Origin of the sequence: Pseudomonas syringae (assembly GCF_001698815.1) — a bacterium.
Taxonomy (GTDB): domain Bacteria; phylum Pseudomonadota; class Gammaproteobacteria; order Pseudomonadales; family Pseudomonadaceae; genus Aquipseudomonas; species Aquipseudomonas syringae_A.
Genome location: NZ_LGSI01000013.1, coordinates 1 through 16694, shown reverse-complemented (window position 1 = coordinate 16694; position 16694 = coordinate 1). Strand labels below are relative to the sequence as shown.

The 16694-nt window shown below is 58.8% G+C and carries 15 protein-coding genes; 3 read left to right on the top strand and 12 right to left on the bottom strand.

Going from position 1 to position 16694, the window contains the following annotated elements; genetic code table 11:
- Nucleotides 1–9 precede the first annotated feature (9 nt).
- Nucleotides 10–912 carry an Hsp33 family molecular chaperone HslO gene (hslO, locus tag AFK24_RS03290; RefSeq protein ID WP_065831880.1) on the top strand — a complete coding sequence of 301 codons (903 nt, stop codon included), beginning with the start codon at nt 10–12 and terminating at the stop codon, nt 910–912.
- A 179-nt stretch (nt 913–1091) separates the two neighbouring features.
- Complete coding sequence (locus AFK24_RS03285; protein WP_065831879.1) at nt 1092–2636, top strand: phosphoenolpyruvate carboxykinase; 1545 nt, start codon at nt 1092–1094, stop codon at nt 2634–2636.
- A gap of 271 nt (nt 2637–2907) precedes the next feature.
- Here AFK24_RS03285 and AFK24_RS03280 read toward each other — a convergent pair whose 3' ends face one another.
- From AFK24_RS03280 to AFK24_RS03225, 12 genes are all read right to left on the bottom strand, one after another.
- A complete protein-coding gene (locus tag AFK24_RS03280; RefSeq protein ID WP_065831878.1) occupies nt 2908–3531 on the bottom strand; it encodes a class I SAM-dependent methyltransferase in 624 nt (207 codons plus the stop codon).
- A 42-nt stretch (nt 3532–3573) separates the two neighbouring features.
- On the bottom strand, nt 3574–4218 hold the full coding sequence (locus AFK24_RS03275) for a methionine ABC transporter permease (RefSeq protein WP_020293251.1): 645 nt from the start codon (nt 4216–4218) through the stop codon (nt 3574–3576).
- Nucleotides 4208–5338, bottom strand: a complete 1131-nt coding sequence (locus tag AFK24_RS03270; protein WP_065831877.1) for a methionine ABC transporter ATP-binding protein — start codon at nt 5336–5338, stop codon at nt 4208–4210. Before AFK24_RS03270 ends, AFK24_RS03275 begins: the two co-directional genes overlap by 11 nt.
- Before the next feature lies 1 nt (nt 5339).
- Nucleotides 5340–6128 (bottom strand): MetQ/NlpA family ABC transporter substrate-binding protein, encoded by a 789-nt coding sequence (locus AFK24_RS03265; protein WP_065831876.1) that lies wholly within the window; start codon nt 6126–6128, stop codon nt 5340–5342.
- Nucleotides 6129–6305: 177 nt separating this feature from the next.
- Nucleotides 6306–7661 carry an LLM class flavin-dependent oxidoreductase gene (locus AFK24_RS03260; protein WP_065831875.1) on the bottom strand — a complete coding sequence of 452 codons (1356 nt, stop codon included), beginning with the start codon at nt 7659–7661 and terminating at the stop codon, nt 6306–6308.
- Nucleotides 7661–8866 carry an SfnB family sulfur acquisition oxidoreductase gene (locus AFK24_RS03255; RefSeq protein ID WP_065831874.1) on the bottom strand — a complete coding sequence of 402 codons (1206 nt, stop codon included), beginning with the start codon at nt 8864–8866 and terminating at the stop codon, nt 7661–7663. Before AFK24_RS03255 ends, AFK24_RS03260 begins: the two co-directional genes overlap by 1 nt.
- Before the next feature lie 23 nt (nt 8867–8889).
- Complete coding sequence (locus AFK24_RS03250) at nt 8890–10146, bottom strand: SfnB family sulfur acquisition oxidoreductase (RefSeq protein WP_065831873.1); 1257 nt, start codon at nt 10144–10146, stop codon at nt 8890–8892.
- Between the two features lie 518 nt (nt 10147–10664).
- Nucleotides 10665–11393, bottom strand: a complete 729-nt coding sequence (locus AFK24_RS03245; protein ID WP_065831872.1) for a hypothetical protein — start codon at nt 11391–11393, stop codon at nt 10665–10667.
- 579 nt (nt 11394–11972) lie between these two features.
- Nucleotides 11973–12716, bottom strand: a complete 744-nt coding sequence (gene tcyN / locus AFK24_RS03240) for an L-cystine ABC transporter ATP-binding protein TcyN (protein ID WP_065831871.1) — start codon at nt 12714–12716, stop codon at nt 11973–11975.
- A 2-nt stretch (nt 12717–12718) separates the two neighbouring features.
- A complete protein-coding gene (gene tcyL, locus AFK24_RS03235) occupies nt 12719–13387 on the bottom strand; it encodes a cystine ABC transporter permease (protein ID WP_065831870.1) in 669 nt (222 codons plus the stop codon).
- The gene (tcyJ, locus tag AFK24_RS03230; protein ID WP_065831869.1) at nt 13384–14181 is read right to left on the bottom strand and encodes a cystine ABC transporter substrate-binding protein; all 798 of its coding nucleotides are present in this window, start codon (nt 14179–14181) and stop codon (nt 13384–13386) included. Before tcyJ ends, tcyL begins: the two co-directional genes overlap by 4 nt.
- Before the next feature lie 200 nt (nt 14182–14381).
- Nucleotides 14382–15389 carry a D-cysteine desulfhydrase gene (locus tag AFK24_RS03225; protein WP_065831868.1) on the bottom strand — a complete coding sequence of 336 codons (1008 nt, stop codon included), beginning with the start codon at nt 15387–15389 and terminating at the stop codon, nt 14382–14384.
- A gap of 194 nt (nt 15390–15583) precedes the next feature.
- On the opposite strand from AFK24_RS03225, the gene epsC reads away from it, so the two are divergent.
- On the top strand, nt 15584–16540 hold the full coding sequence (gene epsC, locus AFK24_RS03220; RefSeq protein ID WP_065831867.1) for a serine O-acetyltransferase EpsC: 957 nt from the start codon (nt 15584–15586) through the stop codon (nt 16538–16540).
- Nucleotides 16541–16694: the final 154 nt, after the last annotated feature.

The window sequence follows — 16694 nt, the reverse complement described above, 5'->3', positions numbered from 1 at the left end:
TCTTTCCCTATGCATGATTTCCCGGATATCGACTACACCCAGCGCTTCATCTTCGACGAGACCGACGTGCGCGGCGAGCTGGTCGCGCTGGAACGCAGCTATGCTGAAGTACTCGCCAAGCATCCGTACCCGGAGCCCGTCGCGCAGCTGCTCGGCGAGCTGATGGCTGCCGCTGCGTTGCTGGTAGGCACTTTGAAATTCGAAGGTTTGCTGATTCTTCAGGCGCGTTCCAGCGGAGCCGTCCCGTTGTTGATGGTTGAATGCTCCAGCGAGCGCGAGCTGCGCGGTATTGCTCGCTATGAGGAGTCGCAGATCCTGCCGGGCGCCGGCCTGCAGGACCTGATGCCCGATGGCTCGCTGACCCTGACGGTCGATCCACGGCAGGGCAAACGCTATCAAGGCATTGTCGCCCTGGACGGCGCCGACCTGTCCGAGAGCCTTTCCAGCTACTTCGTGATGTCGGAGCAGTTGGGCACACGTTTCTGGTTGCGCGCTGACGGCCATCGCGCCCGAGGCCTGCTATTGCAACAGTTGCCCGCCGCACGCATCACCGATTCCGAAGAGCGCGACGCCAGCTGGGAACACGTGACCACGCTGGCCAGTACTCTCACAGCGGAAGAGTTGTTGAGCCTGGACAATGAAACCGTGCTGCACCGGCTGTTTCACCAGGACCCGGTGCGGATGTTCGAGATGCAACCGATTTGCTTCCGTTGCAGCTGTTCACGGGAGCGCTCCGCCAACGCGCTGGTCAGCCTCGGGCTGGAAGACGCGCAGCAGTTGGTCATCGAGCACAACGGAACGGTGGAGATCGATTGTCAGTTCTGCAATGAACGCTATTTGTTCGATGCCACCGACATCGCGCAGTTGTTCGCGGGCGGCGGTGTGGATTCGCCCTCTGATACGCGTCATTAAACAGGCACGTAACCACGTTGTGACACGCTTGGAACCACGGTGTCGTTCTTCTGACAGGAGGACCCTACTTTTTTTAGGCTTTTCTGGCATAATCCGGCCCACTTTTCCGCTGTAGTAGTGGTTGTTTTTTTACTACAAAACCGTTTGGAGCACTCGGCCACTGGCCGACGGGGACCCTCATGACGCAAACCAATAACGCTGTGTACACCGATCTGAGCATCGACGAACTGGTCAAGGAAGCTCTTGCCCGCGGCGAAGGCGAACTTTCCGATACTGGCGCTCTGGTTGTGAAAACAGGCCATCGTACTGGCCGCTCGCCGGTTGATCGTTTCATTGTTGAAGAGCCGAGCACCCAGGACGCTATCGCCTGGGGCCCTATCAACCGCAAGTTTCCGGCGGACAAGTTCGACGCCTTGTGGGACCGCGTTGCCGCTTACCTGGGCGAGCGCGAAAGTTTCGTTTCCTACGTTCATGTAGGCTCTGATCCGGCGCACTACCTGCCGGTCAAGATGACCACTGAAACTGCCTGGCACAACCTGTTCGGCCGTTGCCTGTTCATCAATCCTGAACAATACAACGCTGGTGGCAAGGACGAGTGGCAGATCCAGAACGCCCCGTGGTTCGTCTGCGAGCCAGAGCGTGACGGCACCAATTCCGACGGCACCGTGATCATCAACTTCGCAGCCAAGAAAGTGCTGATCGCCGGCATGCGTTACGCCGGTGAAATGAAGAAGGCGCTGTTCTCGGTACAGAACTTCCTGCTGCCAGCGGTCGACGTGCTGCCAATGCACTGTGCGGCCAACATGGGCGAAGAGGGCGACGTCACGTTGTTCTTCGGCCTGTCCGGCACCGGCAAAACCACCCTGTCGGCTGACGAAAGCCGTTACCTGATCGGCGACGACGAACATGGCTGGGGCGTTGGCGTGGTGTTCAACATCGAGGGCGGTTGCTATGCCAAGTGCATCGACCTCTCCGAGAAGAACGAGCCTGTCATCTGGAAAGCCATCCAGCACGGCGCCGTCCTGGAAAACGTGGTTCTCGACCCGGTCACCAAGAAAGCCGACTACGCCGACGACAGCCTGACCCAGAACAGCCGCGCCGCTTACCCGCGTGAACTGATCGAAAAACGCGCACCGCTGAACCTCGGCGGCGAGCCGAACGCTGTGATCTTCCTGACCTGCGACCTGACCGGCGTCCTGCCACCCGTGTCGATCCTCAGCGAAGAACAAGCGGCTTACCACTTCCTGTCGGGTTACACCGCGCTGGTGGGCTCCACTGAAATGGGTTCGGGCAGCGGCATCAAGTCGACCTTCTCCACCTGCTTCGGCGCGCCATTCTTCCCGCGTCCGGCTGGCGAATACGCAGAGCTGCTGATCAAGCGCATCCGCGGTTTCGGCTCCAAGGTTTACCTGGTCAACACCGGCTGGACCGGCGGCGGCTACGGCGTCGGCAAACGCTTCAACATCCCGACCACTCGTGGCGTGATTGCAGCCATCCAGAGCGGCGCACTGATCGGCGCAGCCACCGAACACCTGGACACCATCAACCTCGACGTGCCGCTGACCGTACCGGGCGTTGAAACCAACCTGCTCAACCCGCGCAACACCTGGGCTGACAAGGCTGCCTACGACGAATCGGCCAAGGCACTCGCCAGCCTGTTCATCGAGAACTTCAAGAAGTTTGAAGTGAGCGACGCAATCAAGGCAGCGGGTCCGAAACTGTAAGATTCGGATTAGCTAAAAAAAACCGCCCTTCGGGGCGGTTTTTTATTGCCTGTAGATACGGGTCTGAAATGGAACCCGTGGGGGCGAGCTTGCTCGCGAATGTTTCTGGTCGCCGCCTTCGCGAGCAAGCTCGCTCCCACAGGTGAAATGCGGTCATCCCGTGGGACCGGATTTATCCGGGAAGGCGTCGGTGCAGACGCCACATCTGCGGCATCTGTGGGTTGCCCTCAAACATAGAATCTCCCACAGTGGGGCTCCCACAGTCATCCGTCTATCGCCGCCAAACACTCGCCAGCCACGGCTGCCGCTCCAGCGGCAGGCCTTCAGGTCTGTAGTAATATTCCAACTCGCTGAATCCGGCCTCGATCAGCAGGCCGCGCCACGCCTCAAGATCGTGGTATGAGCCATAACGCGGGCCGTTCCAGCCTTCACGATTTTCGCCGCGTGGGTTGGAGCTGAAAAGGACGCCGCCGGGTTTCAGGGTGGCGTGCAGTTGTTGCAGCACCCGTGGCAGTTCTTGCTTCGGGACATGGAATAACGCGGCGTTGGCGAAGATGCCATCGAAGCGTTCTGCGGGAAGATTCAGTTCGAGAAAGCTCTGCTGCCAGACTTCGCAACCGGTCTCGGCGCGGGCCATTTCGGCGAAGCGCTCCGAGCCGTCCAGGCCGACGGCGATGTGGCCCATGGCGGTGAAGGTCTTCAAGTCGCGGCCCGGCCCGCAGCCGAAATCCAGGATCTGCCACGGCGCCTGGCTTTCTATATGGCGCAGCAACGCAGCGATGTTCTGGCTGACATCGTGGTCGCGGGTGCCTTCGCGAAACGCGTCGGCCACCTGGTTGTAGTGGCCAACGGTGGTCTCGGTAATCTGCGCGAGATCCTGCGGTGCGAGTTTCATGGCGGGTCGTTCCAGGCAGTTGATGCCGTGAATATACCCCACTCAGCGCTTGTTCAAGCCTCGCGCCAGCCGATCACCGCCCAGCTGAATCACCGCCACCAACACCACTAGCAGGACAATCACGGTCAGCATCACCTGGCTGTCGAAGCGTTGATAGCCGTAGCGATAAGCAATGTCGCCCAGGCCGCCCGCGCCGATTGCGCCGGCCATGGCCGACGAGTTGATCATCGTTACCAGCGTGATGGTAAAGCCGCCGACAATCCCCGGCAGCGCTTCAGGCAACAGCACGTGCCAGACAATGTGCCAGCGTCGGCAACCCATGGCCTGGGCAGCTTCGATCAAACCGTGATCGACTTCGCGCAGGCTGACTTCGGCGATGCGGGCGAAGAACGGTGTGGCGGCGATGGTCAGCGGTACCACTGCGGCCCACACGCCATACGTCGTGCCAACGATCAGCCGGGTAAAGGGGATCAGCGCCACCATCAGAATAAGAAACGGGATCGAGCGAAACAGGTTCACAAAACCGCCCAGTACACGATTCAAGCCCGGTGCCTGATAGATGCCGCCTTTGGAGCTGGTGACCAGAATCACCGCCAGCGGGATGCCCAGCAGCAACGCGATGAGCGAGGACACGCCAACCATCAGGAAGGTGTCGATAGTGCCTTGTAGCAAACGGTCAAACCACATAGCCGATGACCTCCGCGTGTTGCGCCTGTTTGCGCGCCCTGATCAGCAGTTCTTCACGCGAATGCGGCGAGTCGGCAATCGACAGCAGCAGATGCCCGAGCGCGCGACCCTGAATACGTTCGACGCCGCCTTGCAACAGGCTGACGCGCCCGCCCAATGCGCCGAACAGCGCGGCCAGATCCGGTTCAGCGCCGGTCTCGCCGGTGAAGTGCAGATCCAGCACCACGGCTGCCCCCGGTTGCTGCGGCTGCGCAGCAATGCGCGATTGCAGGTCTTCGGGAACGCCGTGTTGTAGCGGCGCGAGCAAGGTTTTGCTGACCTCGTGACGCGGATCGCCGAACACCTGCCAGACCGGGCCTTGCTCGACGACGCGGCCTTGTTCAAGCACCACGACGCGATCACAGATATCGCGAATTACCGCCATCTCGTGGGTGATGAGAATGACCGTCAGGCCCAGCCGCTGATTGATTTCGCGCAGCAGGCCGAGAATCGACTGGGTGGTTTCCGGGTCCAGCGCCGAAGTCGCTTCGTCACAGAGCAGAATCGCCGGGTCATGCACCAGCGCGCGGGCAATGCCGACGCGCTGTTTCTGGCCGCCAGACAGCTGCGCGGGATACGCTTTGTGCTTGTCTTGCAAGCCCACCAGCTCCAGCAGTTCGGTGACTTTGCGCTGGCGCTGCTCCTTGGGCACACCCGCGACCTTCAACGGCAACTCGACGTTCTGCCACACGGTCTTGGCCGACATCAGGTTGAAGTGCTGGAAGATCATGCCGATCCGCCGGCGCAGCTCCACCAGCTTGTCTTCGTTGAACTCGCCAATGTCAGTCTGATCAATGAGCACCCGGCCGCTGCTGGGTTGCTCAAGACGGTTGATGGTGCGGATCAGTGACGATTTACCCGCGCCGCTGCGACCGATGATGCCGAAGATTTCGCCGCGCTGAATTGCCAGGTCGATGTTCTGCAAGGCATCGACCGGACCTTGCTGGCCTTGATAGGTCTTGCCCAGATTGATGAAGCGCACGTGAGCGCGATTCAGGTCGGCGTGCAGCTCGGCGTGATATGCCGAATGCGCTGCGCCCGTGGCTTCGAGTGGCAGTTGGCGTTGCACGGTGGCATTCATATCAGCCTTCCCAGCCAGCTTGGTAGAGCTTGCCATTGACCTTGTCCAGCGCTGCGCGAACCACCGGCGAGTGCTGATAGATGTCGATGAACCTGGCCAGGCGCGGGTCGTTCTTGTGGTCAGGCTTGATCACGAACTGAATCACGTATTCCGGGTGATCGAGGCCGTCGAACAGAATCGCCGAGGACGCATCGAAGGTTTTCGCCAGGCGAATATAAGCGGGATAACCCTGCACCAGATCGGCGTCTTCATAAGCACGCACCAATTGCACGGCTTCGACCTGAATCAGCTTGAGCTTCTTCGGGTTGGCGGTGATGTCTTCTTCGGTGGCCTTGAAACCTACGCCCGGCTTAAGGGTGATCAAGCCCGCCTTGGCCAGCAATTGCAGGCCGCGCCCGCTGTTGATCGGGTCGTTGGCAATGGCCACGGTAGCGCCGGTGGGCAACTCATCGAAGCTTTTGTACTTTTTCGAATACAGCCCGACGTTGTTGATGATCCCCGGCGCATAAGGCACCAGATTGAAACCGGCGGCTTCGTTGGCGTTGGTCAGGAACGGGATGTGCTGGAAGTAATTCACGTCGATATCGCCCGCCGCGAGGCTGACGTTGGGCGCGATCCAGTCGGTGAATTCAACCAGCTCAACCTTCAGGCCTTGCTTGCCGGCCTCCTCGACAGCCGCTTCCAGCGGAATGGCGAAGGCTGCCGTGGTGCCGACTTTCAAGGGCTGGTCGGCGGCATGGGCGGTGAGTGTCAACAGGCTCAAGGCCAGGGTAGCGATCAGTTTGCTCATGGTGATATTCCGGTGCGCTGCAAGGTTAGGTTTTGTGTTGTTTGGTCTTACGGATTCGGTGGAGCAAAGTCGGGTCGTAGGACCGGCTTCAGCCGGGAGGTCTGCATTGCGGACGATACAAACCCATTGGATGTACCGACCTCCTCCCGGCTAAAGCCGGTCCTACGAGAGCGTTCTTCAGTGCCGATAACTCGCCCCCACATGCCGCTCCGGCAACCGCGCGCCGCCCTCGGGAAACAACTTTTCCCGCAAGCTGCCGTTGTCGTAGGCGGTTTTGTACGAGCCACGGCGTTGCAGTTCGGGGATTACCAGATCGATGAAATCCGCGTAGCTTTCCGGGGTGACGATGCGGGTCAGGTTGAAGCCGTCCAGGCCGGTTTCGGCGATCCAGGATTCCAACTCGTCGGCCACTTGCGCGGGCGAGCCGATCACCGTGATGTAGCGCCCGCCCAACGCGTGCTGGTCGAGGAGTTTTTGCCGGGTCCAGTCGTTGTTTTTCAGGTTTTTCGTGGCCGACTGAATGGCGTTGCTTTTCACGTACTGGATCGGCTCGTCCAGTTCGTATTCGGAAAAATCGATGCCCGTGGACGCCGCAAAATGCGCCACACCCGCTTCGGCGCTGGCGAACTCGCGGTATTCGGCATGCTTGGCCCGGGCTTCGGCTTCAGTCGCGCCGACGATCACGTTGAGGCCCATGAACACTTTGATGTCGTCTGGATTACGCCCGGCGGCCTCGGCGCTGGCGCGAACTTTATCGACTTGCTCGCGAGTCGCAGGCTTGTTCTGGCCACTGATGAATACGCATTCGGCGTGACTGCCGGCGAACTGCAAACCCCGCTCGGAACTGCCAGCCTGAAACAAAACCGGCGTGCGCTGCGGCGACGGTTCGCACAGGTGATAACCCTCAACCTGATAAAACTCGCCCTTGTGCCGCACCTTGTGGACTTTGTCCGGCTGCGCGTAAATCCGCTGTTGCGGATCGTTAAGCACGGCGTCGTCTTCCCAGCTGCCTTCCCAGAGTTTGTATAAAACCTGCAGGTATTCGTCGGCCTGATCGTAGCGGCGATCATGTTCGACCTGCTCGTTCAAACCCATGGACCGGGCGGCGCTGTCGAGGTAACCGGTAACAATGTTCCAACCCACTCGACCACGGCTTAGGTGGTCCAGCGTCGACATGCGGCGTGCGAATAGATACGGCGCTTCGTAAGTCAGGTTCGCGGTCAGTCCGAAACCGAGGTTTTTCGTGACGGCGGCCATGGCCGAAACCAGCAGCAGCGGGTCGTTGACCGGCAGCTGGATCGACTCCTTGAGCGGCACGTCCACCGAGTTCTGGTACACGTCATACACGCCAACAATGTCGGCAATGAACAAGCCATCGAACAGGCCGCGCTCCAGCAATTGCGCCAGTTCGGTCCAGTATTCAAGAGTCTTGTACTGGGTGGAATTGTCGCGCGGATGGGTCCACAAACCGTGATTGATATGGCCGATGCAGTTCATGTTGAACGCGTTGAGCAGGATCTTTTTCTTCGCCATCAGATGGTCCCCCGCAACGGTGGGTTCTGATCGTTGAGGTAATAATTGCCGATGGCGTGATATTTCCAACGCACCGGGTCGTGCAAGGTATGCACCCGCGCATTGCGCCAGTGGCGGTCGAGGCCGTGTTCGGCCAGCGTCGCCTGGCTGCCGGCCAGTTCGAACAACGTGCTGCCTGCGGCGAGGGAAATCTCGGTGCTGATCGCTCGGGCTTCGGCGACGGCGATGGACGCGGCGGCTACGTTTTCCGCACTGCTGTCGGCCTGGGCGATATCCAGGAATTCACCGGCACGATCCAGCAACGCTTCTGCGGCATACAAACGAATGCCCAACTTGCCGAAGCTATGCAGGGTCAGCGGGTCATCCACGGCTTTTTCGATGCCCGAATCGATCCACGGCCGGGTGCGAGTGCGCACGAAATGCAGCGCGTCTTCAAAGGCGGCGCGAGCGATGCCGGTGTCGATGGCGGCATGAAGAATCTGCGCCAGCGGGCCGACTGTAGTGGGCCGCTCGAAGGCGCTCTGAAACGGGATCACATCGCTGGCGCTGACGAAAACCTCTTCAAACACCACCGATCCGCTGCCCGTGGTGCGCTGGCCAAAGCCGCTCCAGTCGTCAACGACTGTCAGACCTTCGCTGTCGGCGGGCACAAACGCCAGTTGTTGCACGCCATTTTCGTCGACCACCGAGGTGGGAATTCGCTGTGCGTACAGTGCGCCAGTCGAATAGAACTTACGGCCGTTGATGCGATAACCATCGCCGTCGCGAGTCAGCCGCGTGGTGCGATCATGGGCGGTTTTGGTGCCGAGTTCTGCCAGTGCGTTGCCGAACCTGAAACCTGCCAGGGCTTCGGCGTACAGGCGCTTTTGCTGTTCAGGATTGCCGTTCACGCGCAGGACTTCCAGTGCGTAGAAATGATTCTGTGGGATCTGTCCCAACGATCCATCGGCTTCGCTGATCAGGCGAATGACCTTCGCCAGCGTGACATTCGATACGCCCGCGCCGCCAAATGCCTTGGGCACGCTGATACCCCAAAGCCCGGAGCGGCTGAACAGCTCCAGTTCGGCATGGGGCAGCCGACGCTCACGATCACGTACGGCGCTGTCGCGCTTGAAATGCGCGGCCAGCTCATGGGCGACGCGCAGAGCCTCGTGATCGCTGTCGATAATGGCGACGCGTTGACGTGGTTGAAGATCAAGACTCATAACGGTGTCTCCAGTGGTCTGGTTCAAATCCACGAATGGCGGGCGGGCAAGGTGCCGTTGAGGTGCCACGCACCGACGGCGTGGTATTTCCAGCGCACCGGATCGTGGAGCGTGTGGACGCGGGCGTTACGCCAGTGCCGGTCCAGGTTGAACTCGGCCAGCGTCGCGCGGCTGCCAGCCAGTTCGAACAGCTTTTCGCTGGCCAGCAGTGAGATTTCGGTGGTCAGCACTTTGGCGCGGGCAACTGCAATCGAGGCGCGTGCCGCCGAGTATTCGTCGATGGGCTTGGCGTTGACCTCGTCGAGCACCTTGGCCGACTCGCGCAGCAAGGCTTCCGCGGCGTGCAGTTCGAGTTTGAGCTTGCCGATGTCGGCGATGACATAAGGATCGTCACTGGCCCGCTCCACATGGGCGTCGACCCAGGGCCGCGAGCGTTGTCTGACAAATTCGATGGTGTCGTCGATGGCGGCGCGGGCAATGCCGGCGTCGATGGCTGCCTGAATAAGCTGCGAGACCGCGCCCTGAATGTTCGGCGTCAGGGACAGACGCCAGTTATCAACAACCAGTGCGCCATCGATCTGCACGTTATCCAGCAGCACCGTGCCGCTTGCAGTGGTGCGCTGGCCGAAGCCCGACCAGTCATCGACGATCTGCAACCCGGCAGTGCCGCGCGGAACAAAAGCCATGATTTGCTGGCCTTGCTCGTTGAGTGCTTTCACTGCAACCCAATGGGCGAATAGCGCGCCGGTGGAGTAAAACTTCTGACCGTTTATGACGAACTTTCCGCCCTGAGCGGTGATGCGAGCCTTGAGCTCCAGGGTATTTTTCGTACCGCGTTCCGGACCGGCGTTGCCGATTCGCCAGCCGTCCAGCACGCTTTTGAACAAGACTGCTTTCTGCGTCTCGGTGGCGCTGTTCTGCAATAAATGAATGATCCCGAACTGGTTCTGCGGAATCTGCCCCAGCGCCGGGTCGGCAGCAGAAATTATTCTGAATACCTCGGCGATGGTGACGAATGAAACCTGCGGACCGCCGTAAGCGCGCGGGATGGAAATACTGCCCAGGCCGCTTTGGGTAAACTGTTCGATTTCCGACCAGGGCAACAGCCGCTCGGCATCGCGTTGAGAGGCCTGCAAGCGGGCATAGTCAGCCAACTGATGGGCCGCTGCGATAGCCTGAGCGTCGTTTTGCAGAATCACGGCCGCGAATACAGGCGGTGCGCTGTCCGGCTGAAGTGCGGCCGGTGCGGTGCGCAAGGCGCGGGCAGCCAGCTCAGACATTTTTGCGGCCTCTCGGGCTGCGCAATATTTCGTTGTTCTGCCTGTGGATGGAGCGGGAAATGACCATACGAACCTCGCGTCAGATGCCGCAAGTAGCGGCAGGATAAATCACGATGTCCGGTGGTCCGGTCTATATACCGTAAAGGCGTATAAATATTAAATAAACGAGTATTTTGGAATAAGCATAGAAGGTGAAATTCACAGGTTTTCAAGCGTGTTGCGCATACGTCAGACACGAGCCGAAGACCATTAACAAAATGCATATCTTTAGCAGTTTATTACGCGCCATGAGCATAACCCTCTTGCAGTAATGCAATGCATTCAGAAGGCTAGCAGTGAGCACCGGTCAGGTTTAAAAAAGCCTGTAGGCCGATATGTAATTCGGTGTAGGAAACCTCTCGGCACGTGGCTCAATGTGAGCCAGCTCACAGGTTGTATAGCTGCCAGCACTACCAATACGGCGGGTCGAGATAAACAACCCGCGCGTACCAGTGGTTTTTTCAGGGACATTCGGCCAGTCACTGACAGCGGTTTACTTGGGTGTTGACGTTAATTTCACGGGCGGGTGCCCACCGTGAGTTGTTGCCCACCCGATCAATGATGCAGTAAGTCACGTCCACTTGCTGTTCCCGCCCCGCTTCCAGAATCAACGTTGGCGGCACGATCAGGCTGACGGCTTTGCCGACGTTCTCGGCTTTCAATGGCGGCAGGTCCATGCGCACATCTCCCCAACGCAGCGTGATTTCATCGCTGGGTGCCATGTTGAGATAAGGCTCGATGCCCAGTGGCATGCCGGTTTTTGCATACCGGGAAATCAACCCATAACGGATCACTGCCTCTGGCAAAGAGACGGGTGCCAGACCCTGGTTTTCTTCATCGCTGAGCGTCAGGAGCTGCCCGCCGGGCACATCAAGTTTTACCCTGAGCTTGCGGCTGGGCGAAGTAACCGGCGCGCCTCCCACTTTCATGACGCGATAGCAGGTTTTGATCGTCCCGGTTTGTAGGAAACTTTCCGGCACGCGTAGGACTACTGTGTAGCCGATGTCAGACTTACCTAAAAGTTTTGACGCGACGTAACAGCCATCCCAGAACAATTCGATCAAGTCTCCTTCGTCCATCGCAGGGTAGGGGTCAATATTGACTAACAGATGGGCTGCGGCGCGAATACCGACGCCGTGGTTGTGAGCCTGGGGCAGGTACGGCGCGAACAGCTTGGGGATGCTGGTTTTGCAGGGTGCGTGGGGCATGGCTGAATACTCATGGCGATTTGTTAGATAAATAATGAGTCCGTTGGCTTCGGTAATAGCGAGTGTCGGGCAGTTCACCGAAAAACGGCGCGGGGATAAGTACCTTAGAGATCAGAGTTATGGCAAACATTACAAACTGTATGTAATTGAAGCTTGTAATAAGCTCAGAGTTTTGAATGGAGGTTTATTTTCGAGCTAATGGGGTTTGCGCGTGCCTGTCAATATGTAATGGGGATGAGATATTGGCGAAACGCTGAATTAGACGTTTCCTACACAAACACCACAGTCTTATTACGAAGCAGGTCAGGGTCTTCCCACTTCAATATATGACTGCTCATGCGAATGAAGAGTCTTTGGGCGTTGGGTATGCGGTCGTGAGGGGACAGTGGGTATGACTTTTTATGACGCACTCTTACCGACTGTAATGACTGGATAAGTTTGCCCTGATAAAACTGATCATTCCAGAAGCGAACGCTTGATCGATCTAACAGCGGTTTAGATCGTTCAATTGTTGTACAAATGTAAGGCACAGAAAAACAGCGCCGAATGGCGCTGGTTTTTTTACTGGGTGACGTAGGATCAGGAGCGACTTCGTTCCAGAAATTGCCGAGTCCGTTCTTCACGAGGGTTGGCAAACAATTCCTTGGCTTCCCCTTGCTCGACGATCACGCCCTTGTCGATGAAAATCACCCGATTCGCCACGTCACGGGCAAAACTCATTTCGTGAGTGACGATGACCATGGTGCGTTTTTCTTCGGCCAGCGCGCGAATCGTTGCGAGCACTTCGCCCACCAGCTCCGGGTCCAGAGCAGAGGTGGGCTCGTCGAAAAGAATCACTTCCGGCTCCATCGCGAGCGCGCGTGCAATTGCCACCCGCTGCTGCTGACCGCCCGACAGACGTCGCGGATAGGCATTTTCCTTACCCGCGAGGCCGACCTTGGCGAGCAGCTTGCGGCCTTGTTCCATTGCCAGTTCCCGCGCGATCTTCTTGACCACCACAGGGCCTTCCATGACGTTTTCCAAAGCGGTGCGGTGCGGAAACAGATTGAAGTTCTGGAACACAAAACCCACATGCTGGCGCAACTGGCGAATCAGGCCTTGTTGCTGGCTCAAAGGGCGACTGCCATCAACCGCGATGTCGCCAACGATAATCTTGCCGCTGGTAGGCTCTTCGAGAAAATTCAGACAACGCAGCAAGGTCGTCTTGCCCGAGCCGCTGGGCCCGATAATAGCCACCACTTCCCCGGCTTCGACGCGCAGATCAATGCCCTTGAGCACTTGCTGGCCTTTGAATTCCTTGGTCAGTTTTTCAACCACGATCATGTTCAAGACTCCAGGTCATGCCGATTCACCCTCGCTTCGAGGCGGTTTTGCAAGTGCGAGAGCGCGGTGGCAAGAATCCAGTAGATGAGCGCCGCGGCCAGATACATGGTGAAGATTTCGAAGGTCCTGGCGGTAATCAACTGCGCCTGACGGAACAGCTCCGGCACCTGGATAGTTGCTGCCAGCGCCGTGTCCTTGACCAATGAGATAAAGCTGTTGCCCAACGGCGGCAAGGCGGTGCGGGCGGCCTGAGGCAGGATCGCCCGGCGCATCGCCTGGCCACGCGTCATGCCCATGCTGGCGGCAGCTTCCCACTGGCCACGATCCACCGAACCGATAGCCGCCCGCAGGATTTCGCACGCGTACGCGCCCATGTTCAACGAAAAGCCGATCAGCGCGGCAGGCAACGGGTCCAGCTCAATGCCCAATTGCGGCAAGCCGTAATAGATCATGAACAGTTGGACCAGTAGCGGTGTTCCGCGAAAGAACGACACGTAGACCCGGGCAATACCGCGTAGCGCAATCAGCCGCGACAAGCGCATCAGCGCCAGGCCGAAGCCCAGCAGCAAGCCGAAGAACATGCCACCCAGGCTGAGGAATACCGTGTAGTACGCGCCCTTTATCAGAAAGGGCGCGGAGTCCAGCGCGAGCTTTAGGCTCTCTTCAATCATTTGGTCACGTCAGCCTGGAAATACTTCTGCGACAGCTTGGCGAGGGTGCCGTCAGCGCGCAGTTTGTCGATGGCCTTGTTAATGGCTGCCAGCAGCTCAGGCTCGCCTTTGCGCAGGGCGATGCCAGCTTCCTGACGGGAGAACGGTTCGCCGGAAACAGCCAGGCTGTCTTTGGTTTTGCTGAGCAGCTCGAGGGCGGCGAGACGGTCGACCAGAATGGCGTCGATACGACCAACGCGCAGGTCCTGGTACTTGGTCGGATCATCGTCGTAGGTTTTGACGATCGCGTCCGGTACATTTTCCTTCAGCCACTGCTCGTAATTGGTGCCCAGACCAACGCCCACTTTCGCGCCCTTCAGATCGGCTGCGACTTTAAACTTGGCAGCGTTCTTTTTCTGCACCAGCGCCTGGATACCGGAGATGGTGTAAGGCGTGGAGAAGTCATACTTCTTTTTGCGCTCTTCGGAAATCGTGACCTGATTGATCACCACGTCCAGACGCTTGGATTCCAGCGCCGCGAGAATGCCTGCCCATGGGGTCGACTGCAGCTTGGCTTTTACGCCCAGTTCCTTGGCCAATGCTTCGGAAAACTCGACCTCGAAACCTGCCAGCTTGCCGTTTTCGTCCTGGAAGCTGAACGGCGGGTAAGTGCCTTCCAGACCTACGGTGATGGTGCCGCTGTCCTTGATTTTCTGCAGCTGATCACCGGCCACGGCTTGACCGATCAGGCCGGAGCCGAGCACCAGGCTCAGGGTTGAAAGCAGAAACGTACGACGGATTGCGGAAGTAATCATGACTAGCCCCATATTTTGTTGTTGATGTCAGGCAAGAATCGGACCCGACGAAAGCTACGTTGGCACCAAATGTTTATCCAGCTTTTTCAAGACGCTCGATGCGCCAGCAGTCCTGCTGGCGGCGATCATAAAAGCCTCTGCTTATAATGCAAAATAATCAAAATCTTATTTAATATGTACTTTTGGAATATACGGCCAAATCAGTCGTCCTGACCGGAAAAAACGTCTGGGTAAGCGAATAAGGCCGGCGCACCGCCGGTGTGCAGAAAGATCAGCGGGCCGTCCTCAAAACGCTGGCGTCCAATACCATCGAGCAAGCCTGCCATCGCTTTGCCGGTGTACACCGGATCGAGCAAAATCCCTTCGTGACTGGCCATCAATTTGATTGCAGACAGGGTTCCGGCGTTCGGTTCGCCATAACGCGGCGCAAAATATTCGTCCCACAGTTCGACTTTGAACGCGGCTGGCAACGGCACGCCCAGCAGTTCGGCGGTGCGTTCGGCGAGATTCTGCACCTTGGGCCGCTGGGCCTCGTCGGTGCGCGATACGGTCACGCCAACCACGGGCAGATTGGGTAGCACTTCTGCCAGCGCCAATGCCAGACCGCTGTGAGTACCGGCGCTGCCGGAAGCGAGCACCACGGCGGCGAACTCCAGCCCGGTCTCCTTGATCTGCGCAGCCAGCTCAAGTCCTGCACGCACATAACCCAGGGCGCCTACGGCACTGGAACCACCGATGGGCACCAGATACGGTTTCTTGCCGCTGGACTGCAGACGAGCGGCGAGGGCTTGCAGCAGCTCGTCGGCGTTATCCAGGTTTTCCACCAACTCGACCTTGGCATCAAACAGATCCAGCAGCAGCCGGTTGCCGTTGTGCAGGTAATTCACGTCGTCAGTGGCGATAGGATTTTCCAGTAAAGCCACGCAGCCCAGGCCCAGGCGCGCGGCGAGGGCCGCCGTCTGGCGCACATGGTTGGACTGGATCGCGCCCGCCGTGATCAACGTATCCGCCCCCTGCGCCAGCGCATCGGCAGCAAGGTATTCGAGCTTGCGCACCTTGTTGCCGCCCAGAGCCAGGGTCGTGGTGTCATCGCGCTTGATATAGATGTCGCGACCGGCCCAGACCGAAAGCCGCTCGAGTTTTTCCAGCGCAGTGGGCGCAGCGATCAGGTCCAGACGATTGAAGCGAGCAAGCTGTGTTTTGATCATGGTGATAGTCAAGCCGTGTAGAGAGTCGCTGGACTATAGGCAGGCGTTTCCTACAGGGCAACTCATAAGGTCTTATGCTTCAAGAGTAGAAGTCCTACAAAAATTGTTATTTTTTCGTGCTAAATCTTTGCCGTAGAGTGAGCGCACCTGCGGCGAACGTACAAAAAGCCGCATCCGAACCAGGAGAAGTCAGCGTGAGCGATATTCCAGAGGCATCTGCCGAGGGCCGTTCCAGCCACTGGCAATTGCAGCAGATTGTCAGCCAGTTGCGTCAGGCCCGTAATGACTGGCGCACCAGCAACGGTCGCGTCAGCGGCGAGCACGGTGGACGCGAGCTGCCTTCACGGGCGGCGATGCGCGACATCCTTGAAGCGTTGTGCGGTGCATTGTTCCCCATGCGTTTGGGGCCGGTTGACCTGCGGGAGGAAAGCGAAGACTTCTACGTCGGGCACACGCTTGATGTCGCTTTGAACGCATTGCTAGCCCAGACCCGCCTCGAGCTGCGCTACGTCGCCCACCAGCGCGGCGAAGAAGTGGGCAATCTGAACGAGCGGGCGGTGGAGTTGATCCAGGGTTTCGCCAGCGCCTTGCCCGCAATGCGCGCGCTGCTCGACACCGACGTGCTGGCCGCCTATCACGGCGACCCGGCAGCGCGCAGCGTGGACGAAGTGCTGCTGTGCTACCCGGGAATTCTCGCAGTCATTCATCACCGGATTGCCCACCATCTTTATCGCGCGGGCCTGCCGTTGCTGGCGCGGATCAGCTCGGAGATCGCCCACTCGGCCACCGGCATCGACATCCACCCCGGTGCGCAGATCGGCCGCAGTTTCTTTATCGATCACGGGACAGGCGTGGTCATCGGCGAAACCGCGATCATTGGTGAGCGGGTACGCATCTATCAAGCCGTGACCCTCGGCGCGAAACGCTTCCCGGCCGACGAAGACGGCCAGTTGCAGAAAGGCCATGCACGCCACCCTATCGTTGAAGACGACGTAGTGATCTACGCCGGCGCAACCATCCTCGGACGCATCACCATCGGCAAAGGCTCGACCATCGGCGGCAACGTCTGGCTGACCCGCAGCGTGCCGGCCGGGTGCAATCTGACGCAGGCTAATTTGTTGCAGCAGCAGGATGATGGGTGTCAGAAGTAGCCATCTCATTCTGAATGGCTAGTCGGGCGTTTCTTGGGATAAATCCTACGGATGCTGTGCGCAGCATCCGACTTTTTGTTGTCCTGTATTGGTGCAAAGTTCTGCCTTTCCCCAGGCCAAGGACTAGCCCATGCCCACCCCCGCCAACCAAGCC

Excerpts from the sequence above, each read along its gene's own strand:
- AFK24_RS03280 (WP_065831878.1), bottom strand. The coding sequence starts at position 3,531 with ATGAAACTCGCACCGCAGGATCTCGCGCAGATTACCGAGACCACCGTT.
- tcyL (WP_065831870.1), bottom strand. The coding sequence starts at position 13,387 with ATGATTGAAGAGAGCCTAAAGCTCGCGCTGGACTCCGCGCCCTTTCTG.
- AFK24_RS03270 (WP_065831877.1), bottom strand. The coding sequence starts at position 5,338 with ATGAATGCCACCGTGCAACGCCAACTGCCACTCGAAGCCACGGGCGCA.
- AFK24_RS03265 (WP_065831876.1), bottom strand. The coding sequence starts at position 6,128 with ATGAGCAAACTGATCGCTACCCTGGCCTTGAGCCTGTTGACACTCACC.
- AFK24_RS03275 (WP_020293251.1), bottom strand. The coding sequence starts at position 4,218 with ATGTGGTTTGACCGTTTGCTACAAGGCACTATCGACACCTTCCTGATG.
- tcyN (WP_065831871.1), bottom strand. The coding sequence starts at position 12,716 with ATGATCGTGGTTGAAAAACTGACCAAGGAATTCAAAGGCCAGCAAGTG.
- AFK24_RS03250 (WP_065831873.1), bottom strand. The coding sequence starts at position 10,146 with ATGTCTGAGCTGGCTGCCCGCGCCTTGCGCACCGCACCGGCCGCACTT.
- AFK24_RS03285 (WP_065831879.1), top strand. The coding sequence starts at position 1,092 with ATGACGCAAACCAATAACGCTGTGTACACCGATCTGAGCATCGACGAA.
- hslO (WP_065831880.1), top strand. The coding sequence starts at position 10 with ATGCATGATTTCCCGGATATCGACTACACCCAGCGCTTCATCTTCGAC.
- tcyJ (WP_065831869.1), bottom strand. The coding sequence starts at position 14,181 with ATGATTACTTCCGCAATCCGTCGTACGTTTCTGCTTTCAACCCTGAGC.
- AFK24_RS03255 (WP_065831874.1), bottom strand. The coding sequence starts at position 8,866 with ATGAGTCTTGATCTTCAACCACGTCAACGCGTCGCCATTATCGACAGC.
- AFK24_RS03260 (WP_065831875.1), bottom strand. The coding sequence starts at position 7,661 with ATGGCGAAGAAAAAGATCCTGCTCAACGCGTTCAACATGAACTGCATC.
- AFK24_RS03225 (WP_065831868.1), bottom strand. The coding sequence starts at position 15,389 with ATGATCAAAACACAGCTTGCTCGCTTCAATCGTCTGGACCTGATCGCT.
- AFK24_RS03245 (WP_065831872.1), bottom strand. The coding sequence starts at position 11,393 with ATGCCCCACGCACCCTGCAAAACCAGCATCCCCAAGCTGTTCGCGCCG.